Source organism: Stenotrophomonas sp. 57 (assembly GCF_030291075.1).
Lineage (GTDB): Bacteria > Pseudomonadota > Gammaproteobacteria > Xanthomonadales > Xanthomonadaceae > Stenotrophomonas.
In genome coordinates this window covers 437511-450579 of the sequence record NZ_CP127407.1, presented here as the reverse complement: position 1 = coordinate 450579, position 13069 = coordinate 437511, and the positions used below count along the sequence as shown (strand labels likewise).

Here is a 13069-nt window from a genome sequence, read left to right as displayed (position 1 = left end):
AGCCACTTTGCGCGCAGATGACAGCCTTAGCAGCCATAACCGCGCATCTTTATAACTATCCGTATAGCATCCAATTGAACCGTCCGATCATTGATTGGGCCGGGCCAAAAGCCGATTCGCTGCCATTGGATCGCCCCCAATGCGGGCGAACCAGTCCGTTACAAATCCAAAAACAAGGAGACTTTTCCCTCAATTAGTAGCGCCCCAAGTTTCAGGAACAACTCATTACACTTGAAACACTAAGGCCATTAGTTTCGCCCGTTAAGTCATTAATGTTAACACGAAATCGAATAGACGAGATGCGCTCATCATCTGATGGCGGTGGACGAGGAATATCCTGCATCCTGTGGACCACAACAGCACCCAGCGACTCATCCAACTCAAAGCAGGAATCGAGCTTTTCGGAAAAGTCTGCACCGAGAGAGGCTGCGATAGTGGCCCACAACTTACCGCGACAACTTAGATTTCCGGCAAGCCTAGCCTCAATTTCCTTAGCGAGATCCAGAATCCCCTGTCCACTGGAGGACCTCCTGATTACGATAGATATAACGAATCCATTCTTTGCCAGGGGCTGAGTTAGCTGATCTAGTGAAAAGTCATGCGTTCGATCCTTCTGAGATGTCTTCACCTCGACAACCCGATCAGGCCAAGAAAAGTCAAATCGCTCATTTCCCACGTCATGCCAAGCATTAACAGCTCCGACGCAATCAGTGGAAAGTAAAATAGCTTTCAACTCCCCCCAGAGGCCTGATATCTCACGCCCCCCTCCTCGACCTAACTCCTTGAACAAATTCTGAAGCGATCGCAGCGTAGCGGCGATATCGCTTGAGTTTGCTAGTACAGGCAGAGCAGATATTGCTGGCTGCAAACAGCTAATGAAAACATCGAAGAGTTCCGCTGCAGAAGCCTCGCATACAACAATGGCGAATTTCCCGCTCAGATCGCCCTCGGCCGTACTCACTCGACAGAGGATGTTAAACCTCACGGACATATTTCTAAACCTAAACCCGTGAGTTGAAGGGACGTCTGACGAATCTTGTACCAGAAAAACTGGCGCCCCCCTCTCGTTCTTGGCTAAGAAATCAGACCTATCCCCCGCAATTCTTAGAGCAGAAAACTCCGTGCTTGATTCTGCGATCTCAAGCCTTTCAAACTCGCGCCACAAACTCACTAGCGCCCCTCCACGACGATACTTTGGCTCATACTAGCGGGCACGTACAGGGCGTACCACGCAACATCGTGAACATCCGCGCTATCTCTGTCCCGGATTCGGGAACCCAAATCGAACGCTCTCAACTGAAGACTGACTCGACCCGGCGTAAAAAAGCTTCGATCATTTGCTGTGTTAGCACTATTGCTGAAGTACTGATTCATCGGAGCGGTGCGAGAACTGGATGGAATTGCAACTGTTTTCTGCCTGGTTCGGTAGGCGGGGCGAAGATTATCAAGCAGAAAGACATCAACCATCGATTCTGGATTTACTACCAGAAGTGAACTAAGCGCTATAAGAAGCGCGCTATGGAGTTCTGCATCCAATGGATCCTTGACCTGCAGGCCAAGCAGAAACTCTGAAATAACAACTGACAACGGAACATTTTGGATAACGTCAGTACCCACCGCAGCACTAACGTCCCCGATGTTTACAAGGCTAGACGAAGGAACTCTCTGATATTCCAAAGACCAGCGCTCCTGAATCGAATTGAGCAGACTCCTATTCTCTCGGACCGCGTCTTCATCTCGGTGCAACGCCCGAGGAACCATCCAGTTCTCTACTAGTATTCGCCCCAGGTCGATACCAATCACGTTCGGGCGAGTCGGCTTCAGCAACTGAGTCAGGATAAAATCACGACGCCATTCACGCAGTGGGCGGCCTCGATTCTCCAGGAGCGCCGCGCGGACGAATTCCTCATGCTCCACATACGCCGTAAGCGCGGCCTGAACCGGCTTTTGCAGAAACACCCTGCAGAGCCCTAAGTACTTCTTCTTGTACCCATAAAACCTAGCACGCTGTTGAAGATTATCGGCGGAAGGCGAAGACCCCAAGGGTCTTGGCATGTAAGTCACGCACAGGCCTTCTACAGTATAACCGCGGTCGAGCTTAGCACCGCCAACAAGAATCCAGTATTTTGTCGCCTTCCAGTTAACTTTCTTCTCCGCGTCAGGCGTGCCATTTACCTCCACGCAGTTCAGATCATCGATCACCTCATCAGCGAGCGCCGCCATAAGTTCAGACAGCGGCCTCAGATCAGGAAATGTTTTTGAAAGCGCCGCGTATTCTTCCTTGAACATTGCTCGAGCCAACGACGGATCGCCTGAAGATATTCTCTCCTTTATCCCATTAAAAGCCTTCTCAACCCAGTCCTTATAAACTTTATGCTGAGTTGTAGCCACCGCTGGGTGAACCATCATAGAGCGATTTCTATCCTTTGAAGCTAATCCTTTTTTTCTAGTAAGTGAATGCTGGGCCGATACAAGCAGAAAGAATCTAAGCGCCTTTAGCAAGCTCTTAGGCGGAGACTTCAGTACATTATTTTTACCCGGCACATCACTCGCGGGAATTTCCTCGACAAGCCCGATGTTGGATTCGAAGAACTCCTTACCTCCGGTGTATGCATCACCAGGAGTGACCAACTCGGAGAAGGAGGGATTCAGGAGATCTGTTTGTGCCAAAAGCAGATTCGCCTGGGGAGTCGCGGTGTATTGCAGATACGAGTGGTGTGGCAGAACATCCCTAAGCGCAATGATTTTTTCATATGTAGTGCTTAGCTTATTCGGCGAAACCCTATTATTTCTAATGTCGCGGGCAAATGTATTTAAGCTAGCCTGATCACTTTCGTCATCAATTATAAGTGCAGGCAGGCCCGACAAGTTAACCCTAGAAAGAACTTCCGTCAATTTATCGAGTTGAGCTCCGTGCTTGAGCACGGTGATAAGCAATGACTTCTTCGAAGAATTTTTCCTCCAGGCGTCAACCTTGCTCTGTATTTGACTTGCCTGTGCTCTGCCAGGATTCGAGAGATGATACCAATGATCCCCACCCTCATCGATGCCAAAATCCCTTTTCAATCGGTCTTCCGACTGATCACGAAGGTTATTCTTAGTTCCGGCAAGAACCACGACCAGACCATAGCAATTATCTCTCGCAAGAGCTATCACGGTCTCAAATGACATGGTCTTACCGCTTTGCACGTAACCAACTACAAGACCGGTCTCACTACCGTGGGGTAGCGAAGGGGGCAGGCACCGCCCGAGGATTCTAAGAGCCTCTTGCAGAACGGAATGTGTCCCGTCCTTCAAATCAGATAGCGAGGGGCCATTAGGATCGCTGGATTTGCTAGTCAGAAAATCTTCGGTGAATTCTCCAACAATCGGATTCCAACGCAACGGCGGTTTAACTTCCTCCACGATACTCACTGTACTAGACATTATCAATCATAGCGCTAGAGAGCGCCCCCCTGAGTAGATAGTTAAAGTGCAGCAGGATGCCCTCCGGCGGATCACCCGAAACGTCCTCGGAAAGTATTAGTGAAATACACGTAGCGGTTGCAAATCGAAGAAACAACTCAATATTCTCATTGCGACTTCCGATAAATTCCGCAGAGAACGGATGAGCAAGTGAGACCTCTATCTCGATTCTCCTTGTATAGCGGCAATCGTCTACTTTCACATCTGACTTGGCAAGAGATACCCAGTTGTTCTGAGCAGGGTCGACGGTGGCCCTTAGTGTCACAATCCAGGTATAGCGCCCATCATTAATGGTCGCAGTCCTCTCTGAGGCAATAGCATCAACAGAATCGAGATGCTGCGGGACGGGTGTTGCATGTCGCGGATTTTCACGCACGTCGACCAATACTGGCTCAACTTGGCTCTCTATATGAGCCACTACTGAATTTGTAGCTCCGAGTGCCTGGGTTGTTATGCTGCGCTTTGTGGGCAAAGCGCGATAGTTCTCCGCCTGTGAAATTAGATTAATAGGCCCACCTTCAAGAGACTCCTTCAGGAACTCAAGAAACAGATCTTCATATTCCTCCCAGCGGAAACCATCCTTCGTGTGACTTACTTCAAACCCCTCGACATGCAGCTCACCAAATAAGCGCTGATATAGGTAGCTATTGGTCTGCTTGAAAATAGAAGCAGGGCGGTAGGTCTCGTCATGACTACCTTCAATCAATCGCCCCCTTCTAAAAAGAGAAAATCCCGCATATAGCGTCGAACCCGTCTCTCTAAGCGCGGCAAATCCTGTCACCTTCTGCCCCTGTCCGAAGTCGAGGTTGATCTGCTTTTTCCATTGAATCGGAGCAGAAGAAACATTCGCAACACCGGGGCTTTCGTATGGCAAGGCAACCAATATCTCGGGAGATAAAAAATCTAGCTCTTCGCCATTAATCGTCAGGACGAGCCGCTTATCCCTTAAATAAACCCTATATATACTAGAAAGATGATCGCGAATCTTCCCTAAAGTTCTACCCTTTGGAGAATGATGCAAACCGCGCAGGGTTACTACTGTATAGCTTTTGGAGCTATCTATGGGCCGGGATGCCACGCCAAGGGACTCAATCCCATTTTCCACGATGCTCTCGACATCAAAGGCGATAGTTCTTTCAACGTCATCCCCAAGCGCCTTAGTGCGGACACTCCACTCCCTGGAGAACCAACAGGCTGCGCTTTTCATACCCATGCCAAATTCGGACAAACCCGTCCTGTCATCAGGAACTTGCGCCGCCCGGAAAGCTCGCGGAAAATCTTCTCGTGAAATACCCGCGGCATTATCGGAGATAACTATCTCTCCCGGCAGCGCCGATTCAATAACAATATCAACTTTCAGCTTGTAATCAGAGCCATGAGCTTTCAGAAGCTCGCTCTCAAGGGAAATGAAGCTTTGAATTGAATTATCTATGAATTCCGCGAGCGCAAACCAAGGTCTATAGTTAAGATGCCTTAGAACTGACAGCATCGTAACTTCAGGCCTAATTCCTATCGGATCCATCCTTGAATCAAGTGACATCAGGAACCTCGTTATCCTTTGATTTTTCCGACTGAACTTTTCAGAAGCGCTTCTGCGACCATTTGAACGACATTAGAGTTCACCGCATTCCCTAGCGCGTGAAATGCTCGCGTGGGACTACTTGGAAGACTTTTAAGCCCATCCAATGATTGAAGCCTCGCGCACTCGGTTGGGGTCATATATCTCTTTTGCCACGCAATGATGGGAACCTGAGTATCGGTCATCGCGATGAGGCTGGGCGCAGTTGTCCTCCTTTTCACTCTCACGCCTGACGCCCTAAATTGGATTACGTAACTCCAAATATCCCTATTACCACCTTTTACGTTCCACTCCAGCTTCTGAAAGCTCGATGGAAATTCAAGAATCTTAGGAAGCCAGGGATCGATCCACTCTCGATTCTTATCGTAGAACTCTCGATTCTGCCGAATAAAATCCACCTTCCATTTTGGAAATTTAATCTGAGCGGTCTTCGCATGGCTTGGTAGCGAATCCCAACGCTCCTCGAGCGTTTTAAGGTACCCGATCCTTTTTCCGTGACTACCTTTGAATCCCTGGAGTCCTGCATACCCAAACTTCTTTCTCAACGCATATGGGGTAGTCTCTTCAAATGGGTAAGTGGCTCCCCATTCCATTGACCACAGGGGGAAAGAAGGAAGCTCGACATCTGGGGGACAGGCCATCAAAAATTCTTCCCAGATCGTCAGACATTGGATGGCTCTTGCGGATAGCCTCTTTGCAGCTACTGGGTTGTCGTCAAGTACAGATTCTATGTTGGTTTCGGCACTGCTAGTTTTCGGCCACTCAAAATCCTCAAGCGGCTTCAACGAACCCACAATATAAACTCTCTCACGAATTTGAGGTATTCCGAAGTTATGTGGCGAGAACTTCTCAGCCCTAATATCGTACCTCAGGTCAACGGTCAAGATTCGCTGAATCTCTTGCCATGTTCGCCCCTCGTCATGCTTAAGGAGGTTTGGCACATTCTCAAGAATAAAGAAGGGAGGACGCTTTATCCTAAGAATTTCGGCGACATTAAAGAAGAGACTTCCTTGCTCAGTACACTCGAAACCAAGCTGCTCGCCAGCCTTCGAGAAAGGTTGACAGGGAAATCCCGCAGTCAACACATCATGATCAGGCAATGATCCAGGATCAACTAATGTGATGTCGCCCTCAGGCATCAGCCCAAAGTTTTGCTGATAGAGCAACCGCAAATGCTCTTTCCATTCGGCGGCAAATACGCATTTCCCACCGACACGCTGGAGGGCAAGATGAAAGCCTCCGAGACCAGCAAAAAGATCAACGAATCGAAAATGCGACATATTTCTGCGATTTGATTGAAGAGATGTTGCGTAGTAGTTCATCGCCATTCCTTAGCAGTGAAAGCGCCTTCCTCGCGGAAACAAGAAATCACACGCTAGCGCAGCATCTGGCGCCACATCGAAGATGAATCTACGTATGTCAAGCGAACAGTTCAAGTGAGAGGAGCGTCACTCGACCCCAAAACCAGCTTCCAGCACTTCTCAAACACAAACGGCGGACCGAGGGTCCGCCGGTTGTGTGCAAGCTAGGGCGCTTCAGTCTCAAATATTAAGACTGGCTCCTCGTGCCGCTCCAGGCGGCCGTTCCAAATCAAACCCCAACAGGATTAGCCTTCTCCGGATCAATCTTGTACTGCTTGATCGCCCGGGCCACATCCTTCGCGGTCATCTTCCCTTCCTTCGCCAGCGCCGCAATCGCGGCATGCGCGATGTAGTAGCGGTCCACTTCAAAGAACCTACGCAGGTTCGCACGCGTATCCGAACGGCCGAAACCATCCGTACCCAGCACCGTGTACGACATCGGCACGAACGCACGGATCTGGTCCGCGTACGCACGCACGTAGTCGGTGGCGGCAATCGCCGGGCCCTGGCGGCCTTCCAGCAGCTCGGTCACGTAGGCCTTGCGCTGCTCACCTTCCGGATGCAGGCGGTTGGCACGCTCCACGTCGAAACCATCGCGACGCAGTTCGTTGAAGCTCGGGCAGCTCCAGATGTCGGCGGTCACGCCGAAGTCCTTGTCCAGCAGCTCGGCCGCGGCAATGGCTTCGCGCAGGATGGTGCCCGAGCCCAGCAGCTGCACGCGCAGCTCGCCCTTCTTCGGCTTGCCGGCGTCGGTCAGCAGGTACATGCCCTTGACGATGCCCTCGGCCGCGCCTTCCGGCATTTCCGGGTGGGTGTAGTTCTCGTTCATCAGGGTGACGTAGTAGTACTCGTCCACCTGGTCTTCCATCATGCGCTTGGTGCCGTGCTGCAGGATCACCGTCACTTCGAAGCCGAAGGTCGGGTCGTAGCTGCGCACGTTCGGGATGCCACCGGCCACCAGATGGCTGAAGCCATCCTCGTGCTGCAGGCCTTCACCGTTCAGCGTGGTGCGGCCGGCGGTGCCACCCAGCAGGAAGCCGCGGGTACGCATGTCCGCGGCCTGCCAGGCGATGTCGCCCACGCGCTGGAAGCCGAACATCGAGTAGTAGATGTAGAACGGCAGCATCGGCACGTTGCTGACCGAGTAGCTGGTACCAGCGGCCATCCACGAGCTGATCGCACCCGGCTCGCTGATGCCCTGCTGCAGCACCTGGCCGCTCTGGTCTTCGCGGTAGAACATCAGCTGGTCGGCGTCGACCGGCTTGTACTTCTGGCCGAACGGCGCGTAGATGCCGATCTGGCGGAACAGGCCTTCCATGCCGAAGGTACGGGCTTCGTCGGCCACGATCGGCACGATGTGCGGGCCCAGTTCCTTGTCACGCAGGGTGATGTTCAGGCTCTGCACGAACGCCATGGTGGTGGAGTAGCTGCGCTCGCCGCTGCTCTTCAGCAGGCGCTCGTACGCTTCCAGCTTCGGCGCCACGAAGGTCTTGTCGGCCTTGCGGCGGCGCTGCGGCAGGTAACCGCCCAGCGCGGCACGGCGTTCCTGCAGGTACTGCACTTCCGGCGAATCCGGGCCCGGGTGGTAGAACGGCACCTGGCCGTCGGCCAGCTGCGCGTCGGTCACCGGAATGTTGAAGCGGTCGCGGAAGTGGCGCACCGCTTCGTCGTCCAGCTTCTTGGTCTGGTGGGTCGGGTTCAGTGCCTCACCGGCGCTGCCCATGCCGTAACCCTTCACGGTCTTGGCCAGGATGACAGTCGGCATGCCCTTGGTGTTCACGGCCTGGTGGTAAGCGGCGTACACCTTGTGCGGGTCGTGGCCACCACGGTTCAGGCGCCAGATGTCGTCGTCGCTCAGGCCGGCGACCATCGCGGCGGTTTCCGGGTACTTGCCGAAGAAATGCTCGCGGGTATACGCGCCGCCGAAGGCCTTGCAGTTCTGGTATTCGCCGTCGACGGTTTCCATCATCAGCTTCTTCAGAACGCCATTGGTGTCCTTGGCCAGCAGGGCATCCCAGTAACCGCCCCACAGCAGTTTGATCACGTTCCAGCCGCCGCCACGGAACACGCCTTCCAGTTCCTGGATGATCTTGCCGTTGCCGCGCACCGGACCGTCCAGGCGCTGCAGGTTGCAGTTCACCACGAAGATCAGGTTGTCCAGGCCCTCACGGCCAGCCAGGGCGATGGCACCCAGGGTTTCCGGCTCGTCGCTCTCGCCGTCGCCGATGAAGCACCACACCTTGCGGTCGGACTTCTCGATCAGGCCACGGTTTTCCAGGTAGCGCATGAACTGCGCCTGGTAGATGGCGGCCAGCGGGCCCAGGCCCATCGACACGGTCGGGGTCTGCCAGTAGTCCGGCATCAGCCACGGGTGCGGGTACGAGGACAGGCCACCGCCGTCCACTTCCATGCGGAACTTGTCCAGCTGCTCTTCGCTGATGCGGCCTTCCAGGAAGGAACGTGCGTAGATGCCCGGGGCGCTGTGGCCCTGGATGAACAGCAGGTCGCCTGGGTGGTTTTCGCTCGGGGCGCGCCAGAAGTGGTTGAAGCCCACGTCGTACAGGGTGGCGCCGGAGGCGAACGAGGCGATGTGGCCGCCCAGGTCACCCGGCTTGCGGTTGGCGCGCACCACGGTGGCCATCGCGTTCCAGCGGATGATCGAACGGATGCGCCATTCCAGCTCGGCATTGCCCGGGCTCTTGGCCTCGAGCTGCGGCTCGATGGTGTTGACGTACTCGGTGGTGGGAGAGAACGGCAGGTAGGCGCCCGAGCGACGGGTCAGTTCCACCATGCCTTCCAGCAGCTGATGCGCGCGCTCGGAGCCCTCGACATCAATAACGGCCTTCAACGACTCGATCCACTCCTGGGTTTCCACAGGATTCGGGTCGTTGTTCAGCACCTCGTTCAACCAGTTCATTAGCGCTCCCATAACCGCACGCACGCGCGCGACTGTTGTATAGATTTCTAGACCGCAAAGTGTAGCGCACCAAGGGCTTTCGTCACTTGGCTACGCAGGCGTATGGATGCAGGCGGCCAGTGTCCGCAAGGCCTGTCCCGCCCTGTCCAGCAGCAGGACAGGCCCCTGTTTCCGGCCGCTACGGCCTCCTGCGGCCGGTGCCCGGCTGTCGCATCAGGACCGCTGCGCCCATGTGCAGGACGCAGTGTTACTGCGGCCGATGACGGTTGTGGGGCAGCGTCGGGGCCACGGCGGGCGACGTTCGGGCTTCGCTACTGAACCGGCGACAACGTGTCGCACCTGCCTCTGGATTGCCGCTGGCCGTGGGCCCAAGGTGGCCCGTGAGTGATGGGCCCGGTGGCCCTGCTCCCTTCCACAGCATCGCCGGGGCGCCTCGCAAGGGGCGCCCCTTTTGCTGTGAGTGGGGCTGGCCGTGGCCCAAATTGCACCTGCTTGTGGCCGAATCGGGTGTTGTCGCTTTCGACATATCGATATATCGTTTGCACTCGTTTACCGATATATCGAAATGAGCCGAAGCCCCTCTCCCAGACCCCGTTCCACCGATTCGGCGGTACCCCGTCGCAACGGCCAGCCGCGCGTGCTCAGCCGTGGCGACCTGCGCCTGCTGGTGCTGGCCCTGATCGGCGAGCAGCCGCGCCATGGCTACGAGCTGATGCAGCTGATCAGCAACCAGTTCATGCAGGCCTACACGCCCAGCGCCGGCACCATGTACCCGCTGCTGGCCAGCTTCGAGCAGGCCGGCTGGATCGAGGCCGAGGAAGTGGACGGCAAGCGGATCTTCCGCATCACCGCCGCCGGCGAGTTCGAGCTGAAGGTGCAGCGCACCCAGGTGCGGCTGGCGCAGCGACGCGCCTTCGACCGTGCCCGCGAGATCACCAAGGCCTCGCTGCCGGCGCCGCTGGCCGGCGCCCTGCACGAGTTCAAGCGGGCGCTGGTGCACCACCACGGACGCTGGGCCGAGGGCGAGGCGGACGAAGTGGCCGCGCTGCTGACCCGGGCCTCGGCCCTGCTCAACGGTACCGCCGGTAACGAGCAACCACCGATTTCAACGACCCAGCCAGACTGATTCCAGCCAGGTCCTCCCCCATGCCGCGCGCCCCCGCGCGACACCTTTACAGGCATTCCCATGACCGAACACAACAACACGCGCCTGCGCCTGGATGTGCGCTTCCGTGAGCTGACCGTGCTGCGCACCGAAGAGGTCACCCCGCACATGCGCCGCATCGTGCTGGGTGGCGACGACCTGGCCGGTTTCGATTCGCCCGGCGCCGACGACCACATCAAGCTGTTCTTCCCCAACGCTGCGGGCGAGATGGTGCTGCCGACCATGACCGCCGAGGGCCCGCGCTACCCGGAAGGCAAGGAGCATTCGCCGGCCCGCGACTACACCCCGCGCTGGTGGGACCACGAGACCGGCGAGCTGGCCATCGACTTCGTGCTGCACGACCAGGGCATTGCCGGGCCGTGGGCCGAACGCGCGCAGCCGGGCGACAGGCTGGTGATCGGCGGCCCGCGCGGCTCGTTCGTGGTGGCCGACAGCTACGACGCCTATGTGCTGATCGGCGACGAGACCGCACTGCCCGCCATCGCCCGTTGGCTGGACGTGCTGCCGGACGGCGCCGAGGTGCAGGCCTTCATCGAAGTGCGCGACGAGGCCGAGCGCCAGGACCTGCCGCAGTACGAGAACGTGCGCATCCACTGGCTGGAGCGCAACGGCTTCCCGCCGGCCAGCAGTACGCTGCTGGAAGACATGCTGACCGACTTCGAGGCGCCGGACGGTGATGTCTTCTACTGGATCGCCACCGAATCACGCCGTGCGCGGATGATGCGCAAGTTCATCGAAGGCCACCTGGGCGTGCCGCGCGACTGGATTCGTTCCACTGGCTACTGGAAGGCCCACCCGGACGAAACCGACGGCGATTGATCAAAAGGCGGTGGGTGCGGACCGTTGGTCCGCACGCTCTTGACGGTGTAGAGCCGAGCCCACGCTCGGCTGCTCTCCGCTCGGCCACCGATGGACCCATCGCGCTACGCGCGATGAGCCGAGCATGGGCTCGGCTCTACAGCAGGGACCGCGACCGGCGGCTTGGCCCCCTGCCGCGTCCACCCAACCCGCACCGCGTGCCAAGGGGCCATCGCCAAGACGGTCGAGGCCGGGCAGTGGGTGTTCGCTCAGATAGGCCGAGGCGACGGTCTCGGCCACATCGCCCACCGTGCCCTGGCTGCGCAATGCATCGCGCATGCGCGGGTCGTCCAGCGAATCGGTGAAGCCTTCGCTCCAGCCTTCCACCAGCGTCTGCAGGTGTGGCTGGAAATGATCGAGCTGCTTGAACAGCGCGCGGTGCGCACCGGCGGTGAAGCCCAGCTGCAGGCCGAAGAAGGCGGTGGCCAGCGGCAGCAGCACCACGTAGCTGGCCAGCAGCCAGTGATGCCAGCGCTTGCGCCGCTGCAGCCAGCCGCGGCGATGCAGCCAGCGCCAACCGAGGAGGCCCAGAACCAGGCCGAGCAGCGTGCCGAGCAGGCTGCCGCCCAGCAGGTCGAGCAGGCTCAGGCCCGACCAGAATTCGTTCAACCAGTACTGCGCGTCCTGCATGGGTCTTCCTTCCGTGGGTGCGGCTGCGCCTGAAATGCCAGCCAGGTAGAGTCGACTGTTAGTCGACTAACGCGCGCAGCGCGGGGGTTTCCGGCATCGCGCCAAGAGCAGTCGACTAACAGTCGACTCTACCAAAGCGGAAGCCTCCCGGCCCGGAGCACGCCAACCAATGCGACAATCGCGCTCCTTTCCTGCAGCAACGAGGCCCACATGGCCAAACTGACCCTGGCCAGCGTGGACGCGCTGCGTACCCGCTTCGCCGATGACACTGCCTGCGATGCGGCGCTGGTCGCCTTCGCCGACACCGCCGCCCTGCGCACGCCGTTGCGTGAGCTGGTGGAGGCACAGCACCGCTACCTGCAGGCCGAGTTTGAAGTGGCGCAGGTAGCCGATGTGCTGCGCCGCGACCAGAAGTACGCGCCGGTGGGCCGCCCGTCGGTGCATATCGTGCAGCTGCGCAAGCAGCAGGCTGCGACCAAGCAGGCCGCGTTGATCGCCCGCCAGGTGGTGGCGCAGGCGGCGCAGACCTTCGTGCGCGTGAGCGGGCTGGCGGTGAAGGCCAAGCAGAGCCCGAGCGAAGCCTGCGTGGCATGGTTGGGCACGCTGCGCTGAGCGCGCCGCGCACGATGTGATGGAACCGACCAGCGTGTGATGGAACCGACCCGCGCGTGATGGAACCGACCGGCGCGTGATGGAACCGACCGGCGTGTGATGGAACCGACCGGCGCGTGATGGAACCGACCAGCGCGTGATGGAACCGACCAGCGCGTGATGGAACCGACCGGCGCGTGATGGAACCGACCGGCGTGTGATGGAACCGACCGGCGCGTGATGGAACCGACCAGCGGTAGAGTCGACTGTTAGTCGACTCGCGCGCGCAGCGCGGGGTTTTGGCATCCCGCGAAGAGCCGTCGACTAACAGTCGACTCTACCAAAGCAGGTTTTCCGTGCAGTGCAGGGTTTTCGTGCAGTGCAGGTTTTCCGTGCAGTGCAGGGTTTTCGTGCAGTGCAGGTTTTCCGCGCGGTGCAGGGTTCTCGTGCAGTGCGGGTTTCCCACGCAGTGCGAAGTTTCCACACGCCATCGACGCGGATCG

General features: G+C 57.5%; 9 protein-coding genes. 3 read left to right on the top strand and 6 right to left on the bottom strand.

Annotated features, from left to right (window positions below):
* Positions 1 to 211: 211 nt before the first annotated feature.
* The 5 genes from QP512_RS01980 to aceE form a co-directional block, all read right to left on the bottom strand.
* On the bottom strand, positions 212 to 1171 hold the full coding sequence (locus QP512_RS01980; RefSeq protein WP_286070760.1) for a PD-(D/E)XK motif protein: 960 nt from the start codon (positions 1169 to 1171) through the stop codon (positions 212 to 214).
* Positions 1171 to 3414, bottom strand: coding sequence for a Z1 domain-containing protein (locus QP512_RS01975; RefSeq protein ID WP_286070759.1), 2244 nt, complete (start codon positions 3412 to 3414; stop codon positions 1171 to 1173). The genes QP512_RS01980 and QP512_RS01975 overlap by 1 nt, the downstream gene beginning before the upstream one ends.
* Before the next feature lie 4 nt (positions 3415 to 3418).
* Positions 3419 to 5005, bottom strand: a complete 1587-nt coding sequence (locus QP512_RS01970) for an ATP-binding protein (RefSeq protein WP_286070758.1) — start codon at positions 5003 to 5005, stop codon at positions 3419 to 3421.
* An 11-nt stretch (positions 5006 to 5016) separates the two neighbouring features.
* The gene (gene dcm, locus QP512_RS01965; RefSeq protein ID WP_286070757.1) at positions 5017 to 6366 is read right to left on the bottom strand and encodes a DNA (cytosine-5-)-methyltransferase; all 1350 of its coding nucleotides are present in this window, start codon (positions 6364 to 6366) and stop codon (positions 5017 to 5019) included.
* A gap of 268 nt (positions 6367 to 6634) precedes the next feature.
* Positions 6635 to 9322, bottom strand: coding sequence for a pyruvate dehydrogenase (acetyl-transferring), homodimeric type (gene aceE, locus QP512_RS01960; protein ID WP_019660853.1), 2688 nt, complete (start codon positions 9320 to 9322; stop codon positions 6635 to 6637).
* Between the two features lie 565 nt (positions 9323 to 9887).
* Between aceE and QP512_RS01955 the strand changes: the two genes are divergently transcribed.
* Together QP512_RS01955 and QP512_RS01950 are read left to right on the top strand one after the other, a co-directional pair.
* Entirely contained in the window at positions 9888 to 10448 is a 561-nt protein-coding gene (locus QP512_RS01955; protein ID WP_286070756.1) for a PadR family transcriptional regulator, read from the top strand.
* A 60-nt stretch (positions 10449 to 10508) separates the two neighbouring features.
* A complete protein-coding gene (locus QP512_RS01950) occupies positions 10509 to 11306 on the top strand; it encodes a siderophore-interacting protein (RefSeq protein WP_286070755.1) in 798 nt (265 codons plus the stop codon).
* Here the strand turns inward: QP512_RS01950 and QP512_RS01945 are convergent, their stop codons facing one another.
* Entirely contained in the window at positions 11307 to 11975 is a 669-nt protein-coding gene (locus tag QP512_RS01945; RefSeq protein WP_286070754.1) for a hypothetical protein, read from the bottom strand.
* A gap of 210 nt (positions 11976 to 12185) precedes the next feature.
* Here QP512_RS01945 and QP512_RS01940 point away from each other — a divergent pair, with 210 nt between their 5' ends.
* A complete protein-coding gene (locus tag QP512_RS01940; RefSeq protein WP_286070753.1) occupies positions 12186 to 12587 on the top strand; it encodes a hypothetical protein in 402 nt (133 codons plus the stop codon).
* The last annotated feature ends 482 nt before the right edge of the window (positions 12588 to 13069 follow it).